The sequence below is a fragment of the Paenibacillus sp. J22R67 genome (genome assembly GCF_059692175.1).
This window is the reverse complement of sequence record NZ_JCAUAX010000009.1, coordinates 109,659-133,512: the sequence shown is the minus strand read 5'-3', so window position 1 is coordinate 133,512 and position 23,854 is coordinate 109,659. Positions and strand designations below refer to the sequence as shown.

Below are 23,854 nucleotides of genomic sequence, written 5' to 3'. Positions count from 1 at the left end.
CCCTTCTACTATATAAAAATTAAACCTTTATCTTGTGTTAATTGGACGCGTACTGTGCTTTCCGGTTGACCGGGTACCGAAACCTCAATTTCCTGTGCGGAGACACGAGTAAGCTCAGCTCTGCTACCTGCCCGATAAACGTGGATGAATTCCGCTCTGCGGTCACTTTGGCGGTGCAAGACTGCCGTAAACGGCTGACTTGGGTCGACCGAATCACCTGGCGTTTGTACAGCCAGTACTTCGTCACCTTGCTCTACTAATACCGAATGGTACACGGTGGAGTGACCCCCGAGCACATAAGACAACTGCAGCTGGCCGTCATTCGGCACCAGCCCGCCAATTATCGGCAGCTTCTGCTCAGATATCGCGGAGTCGTCCTTCTCTTTAATCCGAAGTGTGTAGACCTCACTCCGTTCTTCAAGCGTTCCTGTTAGAGGCTGAACAGCAGGATGCATCCACCATTCGATGCTTCGTGCCTCCTCCGCAAGCTCAACCTGGAACCAATCCAGCAGCCACTCACCCGTGAGCAGCAAATGGCGATTCATCGTGCAGCTTTCGTAGGCTCCCGTGGATTGCAACCAGGCGTAGACGGATTGGCCATCACCAGCCGTCTCATAACGAACGCAGCGCCCTTCATGCGGCGCTTGCGACATGCCGTCCAGTGACACCGTGTTGTGGCTGGCGGTTTCGGCAAACCACGATTTCCGCATATGCGAGCCGTAAGGCACCATACCAAAATCGGGCGTAAGCGTTTGCGCAGGATGCATCAAAGTCAGATGCAGCTTGTCGTAGTGGCCATGGGAACCACCATGCTCGCCGAAATCGGCGAGGAATGACAGCGGGTTCCCCGCCACACGGCCGATGACGAATCCGGCATCCGGCCAGAGCCTTGAAGCACGCGCCGCAGCTGGAACCAGCCTGCGGTCATCCGTGCCATAGAGCAGCGCCTCGAGCTGCTCTCCGCCGGCAGCGCCCAGCTGCCGGTACGCTTCGCGCAATACCGGCGCGAGGCCGGCAATGCCGTAGATCGCGAGCCCCTGCTCCGCGATCTCAGCGATCTCGCGGGCATAGGGAGCACGCGCGAGCGGCCCGTCATGCAGGGCTGGCAGCGCACCCTGGTCGTCGGCCAGGTCGGCGAGCGCCTCCAGCATGCCGCGCATGGATTGACCGTCTGCCCCTGCGACGGCGTAAAGGTCAATACCGAAACGCTGCGCCATCTCCGCAGCGATTAAGTACGCCCGAAGCACGAATACGTGGTAATACGTGCTTCCTTCGAATTCGAACTGATCGGGCTTCACGCCGATCGACAGATGATGCTTGAAGCCGCCTTGGCCTTCAATCAGCGCTTCCAGCGCCGCTTGTTCGCCGCGCGCGGCGTAGACGCAAGACAATGACGCGTTCAGCCAAGCGGTGTAATTGTTCTCCGCATTGTTCCGCTCATGAATGAGAATATGCCGGTATTCTTCCATGCTCCCGGCAAGCAATCCTAGGAAGACGTCGATAGCCGCTTGCTCCTTCTCATCGAACACAACGCCTTTATCGCGCAATAACAAGTAAGCGCGAATCAGGGTTGTGGACCAGATTGCCTCCGTGAGCGCTTGATGGAAAGCGCGCCCTTTCAGCATCCAGCTTTGCGCTTCCGGATGCACGGGGTAGAGCGGGAACTGCTCGGCGTATTCGACGAGCAGTTTTTTGCTAAGCTGGGCGTAGGAAACCTCGCCAAGCGCTGCATAAACAGCCGCTGCCTGCAATGCGACGCGCGCCAGCGACTGATGTTTAAATACGAGCCAAGCGCCGCGGTAGGCTTCGCCTTCGATACTGCAGCCGAGCGGGCACGCGAACTCGGATGCATCTACTTGCTTATCATCGAACACCAGTTCGGTGTGATGGTGTGGGCAAACATACTGGTGCCACCAGCCACCAGGTTCTTTAGGAATCAACAGGCTGCCTGCTTGCTGCAGCCTGTCGATTTCCTCTTTTAATAGTTGTGCTATACGGTCCGATCTCAGTGCGGTACTCATCGCATCATCATCCCGCCGTTGATTTCAATCGTTTCTCCTGTTACATAAGAAGCCAAATCAGAAGCAAGGTAAAGCACGGCGCCAGCTACATCATCAGGTGTTCCTTCACGCTGAAGCGGAATGCCGTTGATGGTCGCTGTGCGAGCTGCGTCAGTTGTGAATGTTGCGTGGAACATTGTGTTGCCGATAAAGCCAGGGGATACGTTATTCACGGTAATGCCGCTTGCTGCAACTTCTTTAGCCAACCCCTTGGAGTAGGTAAGTACTGCTGCTTTGCTTGCTGCATAAACGCTCGATCCTGGTCCGCCGCCGTTATGTGCGGCAACAGATGTCATGTTGACGATACGGCCATAGCCTTTGGCTTTCATGCCGGCTAGCACTCTTTTGCACATGAACACCGTGCTTTTCAAGTTAACGTCCATAATGCGGTCATACATCTCTTCAAACATTTCCGAATTCGGTACACGCTGAACCAGATGGCCGGCATTGTTGACTAAAATATCAATCGTTCCGCCTAGCGCTTGCTCCACTTCACTAACGAGTCTGTCGATCTGCTCTACATTGGTCACATCAGCTTGCACTAACACAGCTTCGCCGCCTGCTGCTTGAATCGCTGCGACAACTTCTTGCCCTTGTGCCACGTTGTTCAGGCAGTTCACGCCAACTTTTGCTCCATTGCTAGCGAGTGCCAGTGCGATTGCGCGTCCAATCCCCGCGTTTGATCCTGTTACCAGTGCAATTTTCCCCGTTAAATCGATGTTCATATGAATTCCTCCCATGATTTGTTTAAGATATATATGAATGGGCGAATAAGAGCCTCTGGAGGCTTCTATTCCCCCTTTTACCAACAGTTTCATGAAAATAAGAGACGTTAGAGACTCCTATTCTCACCTGCATTGCGATTTCAGCCTATTTTCGGGGGAATAAGAGTCTTTAGAGACTTCTATTCTCTCCCGATCCGCTATTCATAGCGTAATAAGAGACGTTAGAGACTCCTATTTCGCCGCCAAATGAGGGTCTCGGGACTCCGGGGGCTCTAGGGGCTCCAGGGGCTCCAGTGGTTTCGGGTTCTGAGAGTTCCAGGAGGCCGCAAGTTCCGGGCGTTCCCCGGGGTTTCGGGTCTGCGAGTTCCAGAGGGCCACGAGTTCCCGGAGACCACTGTCGGTTCCCTTAGCGTTCGCAAGGCGTTCACGAGGCGCTCGCGGTTGTCCGCGTGGTCACTTCACTTATGCCTTGTCCGTAAACGTCCTCGTTGTACCTCGTTCTCCTCGTGTGCCCCACTATGCCCTCACGTTCCCTCAGCTCCGCATCCTCGGCCGCGTCGTCTCCGGCATCGTCATCGTCAGGCACGTCCCGCGCTCCCACTCACTGTCAATCGACAGCCCGTAAGCCTCGCCGAACACCATCTGAATACGCCGATGCACGTTCATGAGCCCAATGCCGCCACGCCGAGGCGAACCGCTCTCTTCCGGCTCCGCCAAACGGTTCATCTCTAGCTTCTTCCGCAATTCCTCAAGCCGCTCCGGCTTCATCCCGATGCCATTGTCCTCTACATAAACCTGGAATAAGCCGTTTTCCTTCTTGGCATTAATACGAATAAAGTGTTGCGGCTCCACGCCATCCGGAAAAGCATGCTGAAAAATATTTTCGATCAGTGGCTGCAGCGTTAGCCGAACCATTTTCTCCAGCAGCAGGTATGGCGGGATTGCCACATCAATTTCAAACTCTTTGCCCGTCCGATGCTGCAAAACAATCATGTAGTTGCGAACATGGTTCAACTCGTTGGCGACTGTAATTTCTTCCAAATTGGTCTGCACCGAATAACGGAGCATGAACGCCATGGCTTCTACCATTTCGGTTATTTCCGTCGAGTCCTGAACGATGGCATAACAGTTAATCGTTTCGAGCGTGTTATATAAAAAGTGAGGATTAATTTGCAGCTGCAGCGATTGATATTCAGCCCGCTGACGTTCCAGCTTCGTCTCCCCTAGCTCCAAAGCGTTTTTCTGCTGCTCCAGCTCCGCCTCGTAGACCCGCTCAATCATATCGGAAAGGCGCGTCACCATTAGGTTGTAGCTGTGAATGAGTCCGCCAATCTCGTCCGTCCGGCCGGATTCATCGATGTACTGCCAATTGCCCTTTTCCGTTTCTCTCATACTGTCTTTCAGCCAACGGATCGGCGCAATAATCGATCGCCCGAATCGGGAGGCCAGCCATAACGCAATGGCCAGTGTAATCAACCCCACACTGATCGTTGTCGTGCGAATCGTATTGGCCGGACGGCGCAGCTCGTCAACTGGCATGGATGCAACCAGATTCCAATCGGAGTAACCGGATTTGCGCGATACAAACATGCGCTCCTCACCCTCATACTTATAGGTGAAAGTCTGGTTACCGCTTGCCAGCACATGCGAAGCCAAGTCATCCTGCGGCTTGCGCTCGCTCATAGAACGAGGATAAATGTAGTTTCCGGCATCATCTATGATGAAGAAGAAACCCATTTTGCCCAGACTCACCCGATCCCACGTCTTCGCCAGCTCATCCAGTTTAATCTCGATTGCAACGACCCCGCGATTGGCATCTCCGTAAGAAGGCCCTCTTACTTTACGTGCCATCGTCACAACAGAGCCCTGATCAACTTCGCGAATGCTCATATTGAGCAGCGAGATTTTGCCGTCAACCGGCGTCATTTTCATCAAATAATCATACTTTTCTTTCACCAGTACGGGATCGAAGTTCAGCAAATTCTGATTTTCATAGATGACTGAGCGCCCATGCTGGCCAACCGCATAAATCATATTCAATTGTTTATATAATGTAACAACGGAAACCACTGAAATACGTGCAAATTCCTTGATTTTCTCGCTGTAGACATAATACTCGTACGAATCATCCGGCTTGATCTCCATGAACGCCCGAACATCCGAATTGGATGAAAACGCGTTGCTGAGGAGCTCATAGGCCTGCAAATAACTATCTGTCTGATAGTTGGCGCTGTCGATCATTTGCTCCATATACTGCTTCACCTGGCCATCGAGTGCCTTGGAAGACTGTATATAGGAGAAAGCTCCGACGGATACCAGGGAGAGTACAATTACGATCAGAAAGTTGGAAAAAATTTGCCGTGACAGCGTCTTGCCTCTCATGTACGAATCCCCATCTGCTGACGATACTCGGATGGTAGACAACCTTCATACTTCTTGAACGTTTTCGTAAAATGTGGGTGGTCAGCGTATCCGACTTCTCCCGAAATATCTGTGATGCGCCACTGCGGCTGCTCCAGCAGCTTCTTCGCCTTTTCCATGCGTCTGCGTGTGCGGTACTGTACGAACGTTTCCGATGTGTTTTGCTTGAACAATTGGCTAAAATACGAAGGGTTGAGTCCAATAAACTCCGCCACTTCTTCTAAGGAAACCTCCTCTGCGAGGTGCGTCTCCATGTATTGCTTCGCTACCTCCACAGGATCTTTCAGCTTCCCTTTCCGCTTATGTCTCAGCTCGTCCAGGTGGCCGTAAACCGCATTGGTGAATCGGAGCCAAGCTTCCTCTTCGCTGGCAGCGCCGGTTAAAGCTAGCTCGCCTTGCATGAGATAAACATCACGTACATTCAAACGTTGATGCAGCAGCGTATGAATTTCCTGCAAAATATCGAGAAGCCGATTCAGCTTCAGCTTATAATCTTTAAGCTCTGTATAAATTTCTTCAAGTAAACTGTTTAATTCTGTTTGATGCAGCATCCAGACCGCATGCTCCATGCGGCTTGCCCACTGTTCCAGCTTCGTTACAGCAACGAAAGACTCTGAGCTTACCTTGGACTTGGTTCGAATCAGCTTCTCCAACACGTTCTGAAAGCCCTTGATATTCACAGGCTTCAACAAATACTCTTTGACACCATAAGAAACACATTTCTGCGCATATTCAAAATCACTATAACCGGAAATAACGACAACTTGGATGTCCGCATCCATTTCGGCAACGCGGGCACATAACTCCAAGCCGTCCATCTTGGGCATACGGATATCCGTAAACAGAAAGTCGGGTCGATCCTCTTGAATCCGCTGCAGCGCGACAACACCATTCTCAGCCGTTCGCAGGCTTTCGATCGGCAGCTCCGATTGTTCGACTAGTTTTTGTAATCCTTTGCGTATCATCGGTTCATCATCGACAATGAGTATGCGGTACATGAGGCGACGCTCCCTTCTTACCCTTCTGAAATGCCCGCTCCCCACGCGCTGGTATGCTCGTGAGGAGTCGGTCATGCTCAAATACTTGAGCTTATTTACGCGGCATCGACACAGTCGTACCGGAATCTTTACTATTGAATTTCTCTGTAGCTTCCTTGATCACTTCGTTGCCGCCTTTGGACTTCCACTCTTCCAGAACCTTCGGCCAGTCAGAGATCGGCTCTTTGCCGTACACCATTTTGACCATATGTGAAAGAATAACGGGAGGTGCTTGGTCGGACAGCGGTGAAATGTCAGGGTTTTTCATTAAGGACTCCAAGCGCGGCTCAAAGTTGATGCCATCGCGTCCTTCATTTTTCAAGGTCGTGTCATACACATTCATCAGTTTCTTGCCATCTTCTGTCATACTAAGTGTGCCCTTATTATAAGTTGTATCTTGAACTAACCACAAGAAGGATTGACGGTAACGCTCTTCATCTACACCAGCAGTATCTGTTGGCGCTTTATAGTCGATTTTGCCATCTACAGTCTTGTAAGTGTCGCCTTCGATACCGAATGTGAAGAATTTCTCTGCTTCGTCAGACATCATCCAATCATAGAACTGGATAATTTGCGCAGCATTTTTCACATTTTTGTTGATGAAGTAGGCACGCGGCGCAGGTCCATACAAGTAGTGACCGCCTTTACCGTCCGGTCCTGTCGGAGATGCGATGATCTCGATATCGCCTGTTGGCACCGTCGTTTTCAGCTGTGTTTCCCATTGCAGCATTTCATTGGCGTTCATGGACCACATGCCTGCTTTACCAGAAAGGATTGTGTTTTTGAATACCGTTGCGTTGATGGTTGCGAATTCTTTGTTGATCAAACCTTCGTCAAACATCGTTTTGTACGTTTGCAGCGCTTTGGTCATATTCTCTGTATCGAAGAATTTCGGCAAAATTTGATCACCGGACTTCTCAAACATGGAGAGGTAAGGATACACGTCGTAAGCTCCGAAGAATGAATCCGCGTATTTGAAGTTTTCACGACCCATGTATGGGTTCTCAACGCCCATTTCTTTGAACTTGCGAAGCACAGCCATGTACTCATCAACCGTTTTCGGCACACCTAGACCGGCTTTATCCAGCAAGTCCTTACGAACGAAGATCGCGCGGCGGGATGGGTTAGACAAATATTCTGGAATCGCGAAAATTTTACCGTTGTACGTTACGTTATCCCAAGCGTCTTTTGGCACTTTTTTCAGCAAGTTCGGGCCGTATTGCTTCAGCAAGTCGTCTAGCGGCATGAATACGCCCGCTTTTACGGAACCTGCCATTTCTTTCCCGTTCACACCGCCGCTGCCTTGGACAACATCAGGAATGTCATTGGTTGCAAACATTTGGATCATTTTTTGCTCATATTCTTTGTGCGGAACAAGCACGATATTCATATCGGAATTCGTTAATTCTTCTAGTTTCTTCACCCATTTATCTTGATTGATATCAGGTGACTTCTCCACGTGCCCGAATGCCAGTGTACGCAAGGAAATGGAGAACTTCGTTTTCTCCGCCGGTTTTGCACTCGCACCATTAGCTGCTGCGCTGGATGTCGGTTGTTCTGTTGGCTTAGAAGAGCATGCTGCCATCGTACTGGCCAAGAGAACTGCAGCCATCGTCGTGGGAATCCATTTTTTCATTTCTACCCCTCTTTTCATTTCGCTAAAATATAACCTTTTACTCACTCATTGTAAAAGCGTTTACAATTTGTCGATATGGGCTGTCTTTAGTTCGAATTGTCTTTTTTTTAGAATGTTGTCAAAACTCGGCATCTCATACATCATTTCTCAAATGATCATTTATGATTTGACGGAGCCAACCATCATCCCTTTGACGAAATGACGCTGCAAGAACGGGTAAATCAGGATAATTGGAATTGTCGCAATAATAATCGTCGCCATTTTGATACCTTCTGGATCCATATGGGCTAGTCCGCTAAATTGGGATGAGTTAGGATCGATGCTGATATCTTCGGATACAATGAGCTGACGCAGCTTCACTTGAAGCGGCCATAACGCTGGTTTGTTAATATAGTAGAGTGCGCTTTGATACGTATTCCAATGCCCTACGGCGTAGAAAATTCCAAGTGAAGCCATGACCGGCTTGGATAGAGGAAGCACAATGTTCCAGATCATTCTGAGCTCCGAACAGCCGTCGATACGCCCGGAATCAATCAATTCGCTCGGAATTTGCAGGAAGAACGACCTCATCACGAAAAAGTTAAAGGCGCTGATCGCACCCGGAATCATAAGTGCCCAAAGTGAGTTCGTCAGATGCAAGTTTTTCATCAAAATAAAGTTAGGAATCAGCGGAGCTGTAAATACCATCGTAATCAGAACCATAATCACGACTGCGTTTCGTCCGGCATACTCCGGACGCGACACGGGGTAAGCCAGTGAAGCTGTTGCAATCAAATTGATGAGGGTACCCACTATCGTAATATACACGGTTACTCCGAATGAACGCCAGATGGCCGCGTCGCTAAACACGTATTGATAATTGATCGCCGTGAACTGCACAGGCAGGAAGAAAACCTTGCCATTCACGATAGCTTGGGATGAACTGAACGATTGAGCCAGCACGTTTAAGAACGGCAGGAGCATCGCCAATGATAGGAGCGTTAGAAATACGACGTTAAAAATGTTAAAAACTTGCCAGCCGGCTGTCGGCTTGCGATTCATATAGCGGTCACCTCCGTCTTAGTACAAGCTTTCACCCGTTGTTTTTTTGCTTAAAACGTTACCTGTTACAATAAAGATGACACCTACCAAGGCTTTGAAAAGGCCGATTGCTGTTGTATAGCTGAACTGTTGACCTAACAATCCTGCCGTGTAAATATAGGTATCCAGAATTTCACCGTTTTCTTTATTCAGCGGATTCAAGAACACGTACACGCGCTCGAAACCGAAATCTAAGAATTTACCAATGTGCAGCAGGAACAAAATCATAATGGTTGGCAGCAGCGATGGAAGCGTTATCGAAATGGTCTGTCTCCAGCGATTCGCACCATCCACTTCTGAAGCTTCATATAAATCTGGATTAATTCCTGCAAGCGCGGCCAAATAAATAATCGTCCCGTAACCCGAATCTCGCCAAATCCCTGATGAGATCAGAACCGTGCGGATCCAGGATTCTTCTCCTAAGAAATAAATCGGTTCAAAGCCAAGCCAAGCGATGAAATGGTTCACTGCACCAGTCGAAGGCGAAAGGATGCCGATAGCAATCCCACTCACGATTACCCATGATAGGAAGTGAGGCATGTAAACAACCGTCTGCAGAACGCGCTTATATAACACAACGCGCAGCTCATTAAGCAAGAGAGCAAGGATGATTGGTGCAGGGAATGCTAGCACTAAATCGTAGATGCCGATTAAGACTGTATTTTTCAAAATTTTGATAAAGTCATAATGAGCAAACATGCGTGTAAAATGCTCGAATCCGACCCATTTGCTACCGGTAAAGCCGTCAAAAATGTTGTAATCCTGAAAGGCAATAACTGAACCTAGCAGTGGTACATACTTAAAAATAATAAAATATAGAATACCCGGTAATGATATCAGATACAGCGCCCTATACTTCCAAAACGTTCGCAGAAAGGAATTGCCCTTTTTCGTCTGCGCACGCTTATTCATCTGTTCTACCGCTTGCGCGCCTACCGCCATCATCTAGCCCCCCTCACTATTACTTCGTCGATGTTATACCCCTATGGTACCTTGCTAAAGCGCTTGCAACAATGGAATGTCTTTTCACCGACTTGTGTTTTTTTTAGGTTGGAGTAAATGTGTGGTGGGGAACGGGAGTCCTTGGCCCGGCTCTGCCTATGCTGCTCTTTGTGTGCTCCTACACCCTGCACCCTTTCATTCTGTGCTCAAATAAACGTTCAATGGCACCAGTTTCCCTTCGTGCTTCGAGTAATACGCCCTTTGTTGCATTTTGTGCAACAAAAAGGTTGATTGCGTGCACTAGACCGCCTTATGTTGCACTTTATGCAACCATTTCAGGCTCTATTGGCTGCCACGGCTGGCTATGTTGCACTTTGTGCAACGATTTGCTCTCAAAAAGCTAGTTTTCGGGTTTTTCCAGCTATTTCATTGTATTTTGTACAATGAAGACTAGCTCTTAGTGCGAAATGCCTGCTCTATATTGCACAAAATGCAATATAGAACGATTAGCACCGCTCGGCAGTTGAGAAAGAACTTCAACCTAGCTCCTACACCCGCACCCTTTCATTCTGATGCTCAAATAAATGTTCGATGGCACCAGTTTCCTTCGCACTTCGAGTAATGCACCCTATGTTGCACTTTGTGCAACAAGAGGCTGGTTGCATACAACTAGACCGCCTTATGTTGCACTTTATGCAACCATTTCAGGCTCTATTGGCTGCCACAGCCTGCTATGTTGCACTTTGTACAACGATTTCGCTAAAAAGGGATACTCCAGAGGCGATTTAGGTGAAATGATTGTACTTTGTGCAATGAGAGTAAGGCATGTGCCGCGTATATCGCTTTTATGTTGTAGAAAGTGCAACGTAGATTAGTGGTGGAGATGCTCGAGGTAATAACACCAGCTTCCACACCTTCTCCCCGCCGCTTCAAGTCTCATTGGATGAATTTCAATGAAAACACGTTATATAGTCATAAATCCTCCGTCTCATTGGATGAATTCCAATCAGCAGCAATGAAATCACCTCATAATAGCGCCAATTCAAGCACCTCATTGGATTTAGTCCAACGAACCGCGAGTGGAAGCACCTCAAATGGCCTTTTCGTTGGATTTCATCCAATGAGGATTAACTCACTTATGTACTCGTAGTCTCGCGACCCCCACTAACCCACCACCAACCTCAAAAACAACAAAAAGCCAACAGCCAAAGTAGAATCTCTACTTTAACTGCCGGCTCTGCCTATTTACCTAGTCAATTTCCAACGTTTTGACGAGGCCTCTTTTCACTTTGATAGGTTTCAAATCCTTGAAGCGGATGAACTTTTTCGTATCCTCACACCAAATACGGAACTTCAAAGATTCTAAGCTCGTAATCAGCGTAATAGTCTGCACATTGCGCAGCACAGCGCTTTTGTTATGAACCTTTTCCAAGTAATAGTTCGGGACTCGCGGGCTCAGGTGATGAATATGGTGAAAGCCGATATTACCCGTGATCCAATGCAGCACTTTAGGCAACTTGTAAAAAGAACTGCCATGCATCGCCGCTTTGACATAATCCCATTCGGGTTCATTTTCAAAATAAGCCTCTTCATAGTTATGCTGCACATAAAACAGCCAAATCCCCATCATACCCGAGGCAAAAAACATCGGACCTTGAATAAGGAGAACAGACTGCCAGCCAATTGCCCAGCATAGTAACCCTAAACTTCCCACAATGCTTACATTCGTGATATACGTATTCATGCGTTCTTTTGTTCCTGCACGCTTGCGATTAAAACGATAATCTATAAGAAAAATGAAGACCGGTCCAACAATGAACATGATCAGCGGATTACGGTATAGTCTATATGTGAGTCTTTTTTTCCATGAGGACTTTTGATATTCATCAACGGTCAGCGTCCAAATATCGCCTACACCTCTGCGATCCAAGTTACCGCTGGATGCGTGATGAATGGAGTGCGTATGACGCCACTGATGGTAAGGGACGAATGTCAGGATTCCTGTCAACGTACCCACAATTTCATTAGCCCATTTATTTTTGAAAAAAGATTTGTGACAGCAATCGTGGAAGATGATAAAGATGCGCACCAAAAACCCTGAGGCAATAATGTCGATCACGAGCGTAAGCCATATTGATACGGAAAGGCTTAAATATGCGAAATACCATAGTGCAAAAAAGGGAATTACCGTATTAATAATTTGCCAAACGCTGTGCCTCATATGCGGCCTTTCGTAGGGTGCGATGTCAGAACGCCATCCGTTTTTATCATCATGCTTCATTCAGTTTAGAACTCCTTCTCTCCACATCGTGTCGGATCTGATTTGTTGTCACTGTTGTAGTACGTTGCAGATCAAATAAAGTTCCCTTATACGGAAAGAAATATTACACCGCACTCTCATCATACGGTTGAAAACGCTTTTTGTAAAATGTAATATAAGTTAATCTTATTTAATGGTTGGTCAAATAGCCAAGTAGCGTGAGAAGACCGCAAGTATGAACCCTGTCTTGAAAGTTGGACATTTAGAGAAAAGTGATCAGTTGCCAGTTAACCCTAAGGGGCCTTTGCTATGGTATGGCCGCGGTACCTAACCCGGCCCGGCACTATGTTGCATTTTGTACAACCATATAGCAGTCGATCGAGCTCTATACCCCTCTATGTTGCAATTTGTACAACCGTTTCGAACAAAATGGGCAATTTTTCATCATTTGGGCTCCAATGATTGTATTTTGTACAATGAAGATGAGATTACAGCGTAAAAAGCGCCTGTATGTTGTATAAAATACAACGAGTAATTGGTGTTAATGCGTTCACCCTAGCGGAGGTGATGCCGCTTTACTCCATGAAGCGGACCGCTTTATTACTTTCTTTACTAGCTCTACTTCTCCCCTCAATTCTCACCCTACACCAACTCCGCATGCCCTCACCTATCAATGGGCAACTATCAAAAAAAGCTGCCAGCCCAAGCAGAATTTCTGCTGCAAGCTGACAGCTTTTTGACTTATCTCTCACCGCAAAAGTAACCTGCACGTGAGAGAGGAACGTCTTTTACACATGAACAGGAGTAGCTTCCTGCCTCTTCGCAGCTTCAAGCCTGCTTGAACCCACGAACATTGCGGTAATGAAGCCGATAATACCTACGCAAATGCTGAGAATAAATCCGTGATTAATCGCGGTTGCCAGCGCACCTTGAAGGAACTGACGGATTTCCGGCGGAATCGTTCCCCCTGCGTGCATAAGCAGCTCTGGATTCGCCAGGGTGCTGATTTTGTCAGCGGGAATGCCAACTTTAGCCGCGCCGTCTGTTATCAGATGGCCCAAATTATTATTGACAATTGTGGACATAATCGAAGCCCCCATGATTCCCCCAATACTGCGCCAGAAGCCAACGATGGAGGAGCTGACGCCCATGTATTTGGGGTCAACATTTGCAGCAATCGCACTCTGCGCAACGCTCATTAACGGTCCGACTGCACCAAAACCAAGCAGAATCATAAGAGCAATCATGTACCCGCTGGAAGCGGTCGGGCCAACTTTTGTCAGCAGCAACGCAACAACAATCGTCATCGTCATACTAACCAGCAGCAGCGGGCGGAAGGAGAATTTGGATTGCAAAAAGCCGAATAGAACAGCACCGCAAATAAGGGAAGCCATCATCGGCGTCAACACGCCATTAGAGTTGGTGTGACCTAGCACCGCGACAGAGAAAATAGGTAGATAAGTGATGGCAGAGAACATCAGCACGCCTTGGCAGAAGACGATGATGCTGGTTCCGAGCACCATTTTGTTCTTGAAAATGTGGAGTGGAAGCACCGGTTCGGCGGCTCGCTTTTCAACCTGGATAAATAAGACTGCGAAAATCACCGATACAGCGAATAAGCCAATTTCCTGCCAGGAGCTCCAAGCATAATTTTTCCCGCCCCATTCCAGCGCCAGCATAAGAGCAACGGTTGTGACGATAAGAAAAACAGTTCCAAGATAATCAATTTTCGGCTTATGTTCCGAACGTGTCTCTTTCAACGCAATGATCAGAACGAGCATAGAAGCCAAGCCAATCGGCACGTTAATGTAGAAGTTCCATCTCCAACCCAGATGCTCGGCAATAAAGCTGCCCAGCTGTGGACCAGCTACGGAAGAAAGACCGAAAATCGCCCCGAAAACCCCTGACATTTTGGCAGCATCCTTCGGATCGTTAAAGATCGTATAGATGATCGTGAAACTAATGGGTAGCAGCGCGCCAGAACCGATTCCTTGAATGACCCTGAACAGAATCAGCTGGTCCACGCTTTGCGCCATCCCGCATAAGGCCGAACCAACCAGGAACAGCCCGATCCCGATCAGGTAAAACATTTTTCTGCCGAATAAATCCGACATTTTTCCAAACACTAGCATGGTACTCGTCGCCGCCAGCATATACGCGGTAAACACCCAGCTAATTTTATCAAACACGTTGAAGTCCTCGCTTAGCTTACTAATGCAGGAAGCGACAATTGTATTATCCAAAGATGACATCAATAAGCCTAACGCCATGGCTAAAATAATCAGCTTCTTATTTGAACCTGAACCATTCATGTTAATCCCTCTTCTCATGCTCTAAATTTCTAAATCGAACCAGACCTTCCGTAATCATCTCGAGCTTAGCTTCATAATTCTTCATGCCAATTTGAATACAGATGACCTGCGAAGGCTGCATCTCGTTCTTGTACAACGCACACAAGTCTTTCAATTGATCTAACTGTTCCATAATGTGAGTCTGCGCATTTTCCAGCCACTCGATGACCTTGTTATTGCCCACATATTCACCAAAAAACAGCCTCATCAGGAAATCTGATTTCACATTCTCTTCTTCAATAGGGCTGTACAGGTATTCGTTGAACTGTTTTTTCCCTTTCTCAGTGATTGTGTAAACATTCTTATTCGGCTTTCCGTCCTGCACGACGTTTTCCTTCGTCAGAAGCTCATCTTTCTCCATACGGTGAAGCGTGGGATAGATCGTTCCGTAACTCGAGCTATAGAAATAGGAATATAAAGTTTCGAATAATTGTTTGATTTCATAGCCAGTTAACGAACGATCCATTAATGTGCCTAAAATGACGTCCTGACTGTTCATGGTGAGATCTCCTCCACAAATCCTTATATTTATATTACGATTGTTAATATATCATACTGATATATATCATGTCTACATATGGTAAATTAAACTTTTCGAAAAAAGATAAATAAAAAGCTGCCCAAAGTCATCTCTGACCTCAGACAGCTTATTCCAATTCCTACCAGAACAACTCCCCGTGCCCCAACAGCCGGGATAAACCTTCCACAAAATAATAATCGCCGTAAATCAGCGGCACATCCACATTCTTGCCTTCCGGGTAATGGCTCGTCCCATGAAGAATGAGTCCTTCCTCCGTCTCCGAATCCCAAGCGCCATAGTTCGTATAGAGCGAGTGCAGGATGCGTTCGCCCGCTTGACGATACAGGCTGCTTTCTTGACCGCTAACCTGCTCTGCGATCAGAAGCAAGCCGCAGGCCGCACAAGCGCCTGCTGACGTATCGCGATAAGCCGTGATCCCCTCCGGCAAACGGAAGTCCCAGTGCGGCACATGATCCTCCGGCAAGTTGGCTATGAAAAAGTGCGCTGCGCGCTTGGCGGCATCCAGATAACGCTCATCTCCCGTGTGGAGATGACTGAGTGCCATGCCGTAAATCGCCCACGCCGTGCCTCGCGACCAGCCGGAGTCAGGGGCGAAGCCCTGTCCGCCCCTCACTTCGAGCTTCTCGCCCGTGTGCGGATCGAAGATCACGATATGGTTCACAGAACCATCCGGGCGGATGAAGTGCTCTAGCGCCATATCGGCATGCCGTATGGCGATATGCGAGTACCGCGGGTCTCCGGTCGTCCGGGAGGCCCAGTGCAGCAGCGGCAGGTTCATCATGCAATCGATGATGGCCCAGCCGGCATTGTCTTCTCCTTCGCGCCACGGGTTCCAGGCGCGAATATAGTTGCCCTGCACGTTGAAGCGTGCAGAGAGCAGGTTCGCCGCGAGCAAGCCGCGGCGCTTGGAGTCCTCAGCGCCAAGCAGCTTATAGCGCGCAACGCTCGTCAGCGTCCACATGAAGCCGATATCATGATCTAAGCGGTAATAATCCGCTATGACTTGATCGAGCTGCCCTTCACAGGACTCAGCCAGCAGCTTCAGCTGCTCGTCTTGCGTGTCACGGTACAGCAGCCACAGCAGTCCGGGCCAGAAGCCAGCCGTCCACCAAGATGCTGGCTCCAGCTGGTACTCGCCTTTCACGCTGGCATGCGGGAAGCGGTCTCCGATTCTTTGGCTGGTTCTTGCTACTTTGTGAACCGTCTTATCCCAAGCTTCCTGAGCCCAATCTAATGAAGTACTCATATGATCACATCCTAAATTAATTTATTGAAACGCAAATTTAAACGCTGCATGAACTTTCAGGTTCGAATCGGACAGCACGCCAGGCTTCAATTTAAAATCCAACGCATAACACGTTTGCGGCTGGTCCGAATGATTCACATGATCAAGTGCCTCTACTTCCCAATCAAACAGGTCATGATCATACGAAAGGAAGACCTTCGTTTCGGACGATGCCGCTATTAAAATTCGCCCATCCTCCGTGTGCAACGGACGGTGCCATGCCATGAAGCGTTCCGCAACCGCTATTGGTGCTTGTACAAACTCGTAGCTGTCTGTCACCTCTAATGTTGGCGGCTCTGTTTTGCTCCAAATGAATCGCCTCACGAGCTCAGTTAACTTGTCTGTGCCATAAGCGCTGGATATTTCTAATGCGAAAACATCCTGCTCCTCATTGCTACTGTACGTCCGCACTTCTGCTCGATGCTCCGCCCCAGCTGCTTGATACAACCCATCAATGATTGGAACAGAGTGACTCTGCGAGCCGTTGCACAATATGTCATAGCGCTCCGGTCCAAAATACTTCCGCGAATATTGCCCGCTCCCCAGATCCGGAAGCAGCGTTTCACCTTGTGCATACAGGATGAAATGTCCGATGTCATTATGATTATGCGGTTCATTATTATGTCCGCCTTTGGCCGCGAAAACATAAGCTCCCTGCTCTTGAAGCTGCCTGGACACCAGCCACTGCGCATCCGGCAAATAATAAGCCGCTGTTTGCCAAGCGCTTCCCTCGATATCCTCTACCGCCCAGAGCAAATTTCTTAACGCAGGCGCCCATCTGCTGCAGTGGTCATCGCGAAAGCCTGCACGCAGCGATAGCTCTGGATGCTCAATCTCCGGATAAAGCCGCTTCAAATAGCCGCTTAATCCCATAAAAATACCCGCCTCCCCTTGCGAGTCGGAGAAATTCACAACCTTCCTCCCGTGGAGGAAGGCTTTTTGCTGGAACAAGGCAACCTGCTGCACCTTGTCCGCTTGGAACCAATTGACGGCGCCTCCCGTACGCCGCAAGATCAAATCAGCGGCATAGGTGAAGTAGCCAAAGCCGTACTGCCAATACATGTACCCTTCGGTACATGCTCCGTCTTCTTCGAAGCCGCTTAGGTACGAAGCGAGCGCGGGAAAAGCTCGCACCAGCACCGCGGCGAGCTCGTCCTCGTCTTGCAGCGTGTAGATCGCTGCAGCGGCAATGGAGCCTCCGCAAACGGAGGCCCAGTTGTGAGTCGCGGTCTCCCAGTGGCTGGGAGCCTGCGTCACAAAGGGCCGCAGAATGCGGCGCAGCACTTCTTCGCGGATGCGTACGCGGAGAAGTTGCGGCAGCGCGGCGCCGAGCAGCGCGCTGATTTCGCTGAGCGCGAAGGCGGTCTCCGCCGCGAAGAGATCTATCGTGAACGATTCCGCGGAGCGGTTCACGAGTCCCTCAGCCGCGTACTGTTCCTCAGCGGCGGATCTCATCTCTGGGCCATGCAAAATATGCGCAGGCAAACACCATGTATATTCATCCAAAATGGATCCAATTGTATCAGAAAGCGCATCCATATAAGGACTATCTGCCCCATCTAGCCAAGCTAATAAACCAAATGTCGTTAATCGATTCCGACGGCGGAAATATACAAGCTCATATTCCCTTCGTGAGCCTGTTGTGGAGAATAGACGGAACAAGGAATGCGTTAGCTCCGGCATCGTTTCCTGCAGAAGCTTGTCCCCTTCTTCTCGAATCTCCTTGATAAGCTGGTTGCTTTCCTTGCCTTGCAGCAAGCGTGTCTTCACTTGCAGCGGCGTTTCCTCTGGAAACAGCAGCTGTGAAAGGTTGTTTGGCGCAGCTAACAGCGCTGTTTTTACATTTTCCAAGTTCAAGTTGTCTACAGATACAGATACATTCACCGTAATTCGACCCACTTTCCCATGTCATGTGAAGGAGGCTGGCCTTCCTTCCGTTCCATCCCGTCAAGGCAGACTTCCTGGATCTTACCATTTACAAGCTATACATCTTTCATTATAAAGAATTAGAGGTCAATCGTTATCCTGTTATTTTGACTTTTTTGACTATTATCTTGACCTGTTTGGCACTATGGCGCAACATGGTAGAGAGATAAATAGAGAGACTAGACTTTACCGGAGAGGTTGGACAGAAATATGAGTCATCAAGATTTACTAGGAAACGATGCCCCCAAGAGCCGGTTTCCGATTTCCTTGCTTTCTTTAACCGCTGGCGCCTTCGCCATAGGCATGACGGAGTTTGTGATCATGGGTCTTTTGCCCAATGTTGCAGGAGACTTGCATGTCACAATCTCACAAGCCGGTCAGCTCATCACGAGCTATGCCATGGGTGTAGCCATCGGTGCTCCGATTCTCGCATTGTTCACGAATAAGCTGCCGCAAAAGCTGCTGCTATGCCTGTTAATGGGCGTGTTCATCCTGGGCAACGCCATCAGTGTCATCGCCCCCAACTACGCGATCCTAATGGGAGCTCGCATTGTGACTGCGCTAGCGCACGGGACATTCTTCGGCGTAGGCGGCGTTATCGCCGTTCATCTCGTGCGCCCGGATCGACGGGCGGCGGCCATCTCCATTATGATGGCCGGGCTTACGATCGCCAATATTATGGGGGTCCCCTTTGGCACTTTCATCGGGCAGCAGCTTGGATGGCGCGCCTCATTCGGCGCTATTGTCTTGATGGGCATCGTCTCGCTCATCGGAATTTTGTTCTTAATCCCGCGCGTGCAGCAGGAGAAAAGCGCCGGCATTATGCAGCAGTTCCGCGCTTTGACTCAGCCAAGGCTACTGTTGATGCTGCTCATGGGCGCGCTGGGCAGCGGGAGCTTGTTTACGGTTTTCACGTACATTACGCCGCTGCTGGAACAAGTGACGGGCTTCTCGGAGCATCGCGTTGCGTGGATTCTCGTTCTTTTCGGCTTCGGCGTCACCTTCGGCAATATCGTTGGCGGCAAGCTTGCGGATTGGAAGCTCATGCCGGCTTTGCTTGGTAATTATGCGGCTTTGGCCCTCATTCTTGTTATTTTCAATTTCACTGTTCATCTGCCCGTTGCTGCTGTTATCACTATTTTCGTCTGGGGAGCGGCTGCGTTCGGCATCCTGCCGGGGCTGCAGCTGCGCATTATGACGATGGCGAAGGACGCGCCTATGCTGGCTTCCACCTCGAACCACTCGGCAAATAATCTAGGCAATGCCAGCGGCGCCTTTATCGGCGGGTGGGTCATCACGCATATGGGGCTGACCTATCTGCCTTGGGCAGGAGCTTTGCTGCCTGTTCTGGGGCTGCTGATTGGCTTCATCAGTTATGGGTTGGAGCGGAAAGAGAAGCGCGCCAGCGCTAACACGGGCGTACAAAAACTGGCTGGGTAGCTCGTAGGATAAACCTAAACTTCAAATACCGAACTCCAGTTCCCTTCTGAGATAGGCGTTGGGCTAACGGCAAAAAGGCATTCCCTGTAGTAGTTAACTACAAAGGAAATGCCTTTTTCGCATAACCGCACTGTTTAGTTTAAGGTTGCAGCGTTTCCGCGGAAACCGGCTCAATTAACTTCAATAGCTGGATGACGTCATCTTTATCAAACGTTCTATTTCCGTCCATATCATAGCGAAGTGGCGTTACCGCGAGAACATTGGTAATGTCCCAGAGCTTCTCCCCTTTTTGATAAAAGAGGGACACGATATGTTCGGTCGAAGCTGTCCCGTCCAAGCTCACTACTTTTACTTGGAATCGGTTCAGGCCCTCCAAGAACGAAACAGGTTCACTCTGTCCGTTCGTCACCTCGATGGCTTCGCCTAGCTCGCCGCTCTGCAGATCCATCCGCTTCAGCTCGGTGCTAGTACCGGCTTCCATAGAAGCTGCTCGAAAGGTAAATGCTGAGTCAGCGCCATGAACAACAGCCGCGATCCACGGTGACGATGTTGGCAGTACTTTGCCATAGGCATCACCCGTGAGCACAAGCTGCGCAAAAGCAGGCTGCACAATAACGGTCACCCCTTGGGACTCCATGCCGTCCGTGATGCCACTTCTTTCGTACAGGGCTGTGTATCGGTGCGTGCCGGAGCTGACACTTGTTAGGCTAATTTCGGCGTTCCCGTACACATCGGTCGTTACCCTCGCTTGCTCAGCGCCATTTTCTCTCAACGAAATATAGCCGGGCTGCGTCAGGTCACCGATTAAGCCTCCTATTGATACGGAGAATTGAATAGGTTCTCCCAGAAGGAAAGTTCCACTCGGATGATTCAAAATGAGTACGGTCCCCTGGGTATTCGGTTTGATGACTTGGGTGATCGGAGCTGACGTCTGCGCTTCGTGCAGCAGGTCAGGAACGTACGCAGCCTGAATAGCATAAGTTCCAGGCAGCAGCGCTGCTGACGTGATAGAAGCAATTCCTGCCGAGTCAAGATTTATTGGAGTGTCCCGTAAATTGCCGCCACTAAAAACGATATGGCCGGCAGGAATCTGCGGCTCGCCTTTCGTATTGGTCACATGAGCGGTAAATGTAAGGGGACTTCCATAATAAACAGCCTCCGTTACTGAAGCGGTAACCACTACGGTAACAGGGATTGGTTTAATCTGCAGACTTCTGCTGGTTGACACCCCTTCAAGGTGCTCGTCATCCCCTAAGTAGCTAGCGACGACCGTATGCGTGCCAACAGCAAGGTGCTCGGTCTCCCAAGTCGCTGTACCATTCGTCAACGTCAAAGCGCCCGGCCAATTACTGAAGCCGCCTGTACCTGAAAGTGTTACCGTCCCTGTTGGAACTGACCCATCGCTGCCTGCGTTAACTACCTGCACCATTACGCTCACGGTGTGCCCGTATATGCTTTCCCCTGATTGCGGTGCCACAGACAGATGAACCGCGACCGGAGTTTTGGATACCGGCTGGGTGATTGGCTGTGAGGCACTCGTGATATGGTTGTTATCACCGCTATATTCCGCCGTAATGACGAGGTCGCCAACCGGCAGATCATGAGTGCCAAGTACCGCAGTGCCACTGCTATCTAGTGGAACTGGCGCTTGCAAGTCGACACCGTTATTTTTAAAAGTAACTGTACCTGTAGGCTTGATGCCAGGATTCAATGTATTGGTTACCTGTGCTGTTAAAGTCGTCGTTTCACCGACAGAAATCGCCCCCGATGACTTTAGGATTGTCGATGTATCGGCTTTGTTAACGGTATGACCAACTGTAGCTGAAGGACTCACCGCATGCTTGCTGTCTCCACCGTACTCAGCTTTAAAAGAGTGGGACCCTGCTGATAAGCTAGCTGGCATCGTCCATTCAGCCGTTCCTGAATGAAGTGCGGCAGTCCCTAATGTGGTTGAACCCTCTTTGAAAGTTACGATACCATCTGGTGTAATCGAGCTCCCATCGGTATTCGCTACGGAGGCTGTTAGCGTCAATGAAGTCCCGTAGGAGGAAGCTGCACCCGTCGCTCCTGTAACCGTCAAAGTTGATGACGTAGGGATCAGATTGACGACCACGGGAATGGAGCTCGAGCTATTGGCAACATGGGTAAGACTTCCACCGTAATGTGCAGTAATCGAATGGGCTCCCACTTCTAAAGTAGGCGCCGTCCATATTGCTGTTCCCGAACTTAACGTCCCTGTGCCAAGTACTGTCGACCCCTCCTTGAACGTCACGGTACCTGTCGGTCCCAAAATGCTTGCCATGCCATTCGTCACAGTTGCCGTCAATGTCACAGAATTCCCATATATCGTGCTTCCGGGACTAGCGCTTACCGTCACTATAGTCGGTATACCTAGCACGGATTGCGACAAACTACTAGACGTACTGGCTTGATGCTGACCATCGCCATCATAAGTCGCAGTGACCGAATAACCGCTAACAGGCAGCGACGACGTTGTGAAGATGGCTACTCCGCTTCCGTTAACACGCGTGGTTCCCAGTACATTGCTGCCTTCTCGGAAGGTGACCGTTCCCCCCGGCATGACCAGACTGCCATTCTCGTTGGCGACTGTCGCCGTGAAGGTAATCGGCTCGCCAACGTATATGAGTCCGGCATTCGAGGTAAGAGTGGTATTCGTTTGAATCTTATTAACCGTATGTACAAAAGTAGACGACTGTGGATTATGTAGACCGTCTCCGCCTGAATAACTAGCCGTTATCGTATGTGTTCCTACTCCTAGGCCGGTAAAGGACATAGAAGCGTGAGCATTGAAGTTTTCAAGCTGCTCCCAGGTTCGTGTCGTGAGTACATTGTCTTGTCCGACAAGTGTAACTGTCTTCTCAGTGTTATTTACTGTGATATCTGTCACATAACGATTACCCGGAAGCTGCCAAGACTTTACCAAGTTGTTATTCGCATCATAAGCATACAAATAAACATAGAAATTATTATCCGTATCGCTGTACGCCCAATAACTCAGCCCGCCCCACTGAATCACAGGACAGTTCGAGCAAGTAAATTTTCTACCCGATTGCACCGGAGCAAGCCCCGAACTCTTATAAACAACTTTCGGCTCCGAAGCAACGAGCTCCTGCGGTCCGCCGATCAGCGTGCTCCCATCGTAGAACGTAACGCTACCTGTTGGTGTCGCCCCGCCGGCTGCACCATCTGTTACAACCGAAGTAAATTGCACCGACTCGCCATAGTTGGACGAAGACGGGCCTGTTATCACTTGTCCTACTGTTGTAAATGCATAAGCTGCCGGCTGGTACAAGTTAACCAGAAGAGCAACCAAAAGAACTGCGCCAATCCCTCGCAGCTTATTCCTATTTTTCCGTTTCACCATCATTCCTCCGCCCTGCATAACTCTAGTAATTATACTAAATTTATCGGGTCTCGGGTGTATAAAATGAATAGAAAAAGCCATCTGCACCCTGCCAAATAGCAGTGCAAACGGCTTTTCTCTTCCTAAGTGTCAAAGAGGACGCTCGATCTCAAACTGATCTCCCAATTTCGCATAGGAGTTGCCCGCCAACCGGCTAACCGGTCTTAATTTCTGAGCATCAATATGACCTTTGTCGTACAAATCATTAGCGATGTGAAAATGCACCACTCTGCCAATCAGCAAATCCGCAGATGGCGCGCCTTCCGTTCCCCCGAGTGCTATAGCTTGTTCGAGAACACATTCCATCCGAATGTTTGCCTCTGCGATACCTGGTACTGCTACCTTCACACTTGTGACAGGTGTCAGACCGGCTAAGAACACTTCACTTTCATCTGAAGGCAGCGCAGCAGCCGTTTGATTAATCTGGTCGATATAGGATTCGTCAGAGATATGAACGACGAATTCCCCTTTTGCGATGGCGTTACGCGATGTATCCTTGCGTTCACCCTGGCGCCTCTGAATCGATACAGCGATCATCGGCGGGTCTGCCGTCACAATCGTGAAGTAACTGAACGGTGCGGCATTAAGGACATCCTCCGTGGAGAGGGTCGTTACAAACGCAATAGGTCTGGGAATAATGCTGCCGATCAGCAGCTTGTAATTCTCCCGTTCCGTTTGATGCGAAGGGTCGATGGCAATCACAAGCATCACCCCTTTATCATTATT

At 49.4% G+C, this 23,854-nt stretch carries 15 protein-coding genes; 1 reads left to right on the top strand and 14 read right to left on the bottom strand.

The features are described from left to right. Positions 1-8 precede the first annotated feature (8 nt). From AC58VC_RS27950 to AC58VC_RS27895, 12 genes are all read right to left on the bottom strand, one after another. On the bottom strand, positions 9-2,021 hold the full coding sequence (locus AC58VC_RS27950; protein ID WP_497373531.1) for a heparinase II/III domain-containing protein: 2,013 nt from the start codon (positions 2,019-2,021) through the stop codon (positions 9-11). After that, entirely contained in the window at positions 2,018-2,785 is a 768-nt protein-coding gene (locus AC58VC_RS27945; protein WP_497373529.1) for an SDR family NAD(P)-dependent oxidoreductase, read from the bottom strand. Before AC58VC_RS27945 ends, AC58VC_RS27950 begins: the two co-directional genes overlap by 4 nt. A 534-nt stretch (positions 2,786-3,319) precedes the next feature. Continuing rightward, positions 3,320-5,167 (bottom strand): cache domain-containing sensor histidine kinase, encoded by a 1,848-nt coding sequence (locus tag AC58VC_RS27940; RefSeq protein ID WP_497373526.1) that lies wholly within the window; start codon positions 5,165-5,167, stop codon positions 3,320-3,322. Next, on the bottom strand, positions 5,164-6,204 hold the full coding sequence (locus AC58VC_RS27935) for a response regulator transcription factor (RefSeq protein ID WP_497373524.1): 1,041 nt from the start codon (positions 6,202-6,204) through the stop codon (positions 5,164-5,166). The genes AC58VC_RS27940 and AC58VC_RS27935 overlap by 4 nt, the downstream gene beginning before the upstream one ends. 91 nt (positions 6,205-6,295) lie before the next feature. Beyond that, complete coding sequence (locus tag AC58VC_RS27930; RefSeq protein WP_497373522.1) at positions 6,296-7,879, bottom strand: extracellular solute-binding protein; 1,584 nt, start codon at positions 7,877-7,879, stop codon at positions 6,296-6,298. Positions 7,880-8,038: 159 nt separating this feature from the next. Then, on the bottom strand, positions 8,039-8,920 hold the full coding sequence (locus tag AC58VC_RS27925; protein WP_497373520.1) for a carbohydrate ABC transporter permease: 882 nt from the start codon (positions 8,918-8,920) through the stop codon (positions 8,039-8,041). Positions 8,921-8,938: 18 nt separating this feature from the next. Next, positions 8,939-9,871 carry an ABC transporter permease gene (locus tag AC58VC_RS27920; RefSeq protein ID WP_497373808.1) on the bottom strand — a complete coding sequence of 311 codons (933 nt, stop codon included), beginning with the start codon at positions 9,869-9,871 and terminating at the stop codon, positions 8,939-8,941. A 1,279-nt stretch (positions 9,872-11,150) separates the two neighbouring features. Beyond that, positions 11,151-12,182: a Delta(5) desaturase DesA gene (desA, locus tag AC58VC_RS27915; protein WP_497373518.1), complete on the bottom strand. Its 1,032-nt coding sequence runs from the start codon at positions 12,180-12,182 to the stop codon at positions 11,151-11,153. Positions 12,183-12,949: 767 nt separating this feature from the next. Then, entirely contained in the window at positions 12,950-14,473 is a 1,524-nt protein-coding gene (locus AC58VC_RS27910; protein ID WP_497373516.1) for a DHA2 family efflux MFS transporter permease subunit, read from the bottom strand. A 1-nt stretch (position 14,474) separates the two neighbouring features. Further along, entirely contained in the window at positions 14,475-15,011 is a 537-nt protein-coding gene (locus AC58VC_RS27905) for a PadR family transcriptional regulator (RefSeq protein ID WP_497373514.1), read from the bottom strand. A gap of 160 nt (positions 15,012-15,171) precedes the next feature. Beyond that, entirely contained in the window at positions 15,172-16,299 is a 1,128-nt protein-coding gene (locus AC58VC_RS27900; protein WP_497373512.1) for a glycoside hydrolase family 88 protein, read from the bottom strand. 21 nt (positions 16,300-16,320) lie between these two features. Further along, a complete protein-coding gene (locus AC58VC_RS27895; protein WP_497373510.1) occupies positions 16,321-18,237 on the bottom strand; it encodes a heparinase II/III domain-containing protein in 1,917 nt (638 codons plus the stop codon). 237 nt (positions 18,238-18,474) lie between these two features. Here AC58VC_RS27895 and AC58VC_RS27890 point away from each other — a divergent pair, with 237 nt between their 5' ends. Then, entirely contained in the window at positions 18,475-19,704 is a 1,230-nt protein-coding gene (locus tag AC58VC_RS27890) for an MFS transporter (protein ID WP_497373508.1), read from the top strand. Between the two features lie 139 nt (positions 19,705-19,843). Here the strand turns inward: AC58VC_RS27890 and AC58VC_RS27885 are convergent, their stop codons facing one another. Further along, positions 19,844-23,086, bottom strand: a complete 3,243-nt coding sequence (locus AC58VC_RS27885) for an Ig-like domain-containing protein (protein ID WP_497373506.1) — start codon at positions 23,084-23,086, stop codon at positions 19,844-19,846. Between the two features lie 132 nt (positions 23,087-23,218). Continuing rightward, positions 23,219-23,836: a flavin reductase family protein gene (locus AC58VC_RS27880; protein ID WP_497373504.1), complete on the bottom strand. Its 618-nt coding sequence runs from the start codon at positions 23,834-23,836 to the stop codon at positions 23,219-23,221. Positions 23,837-23,854: the final 18 nt, after the last annotated feature.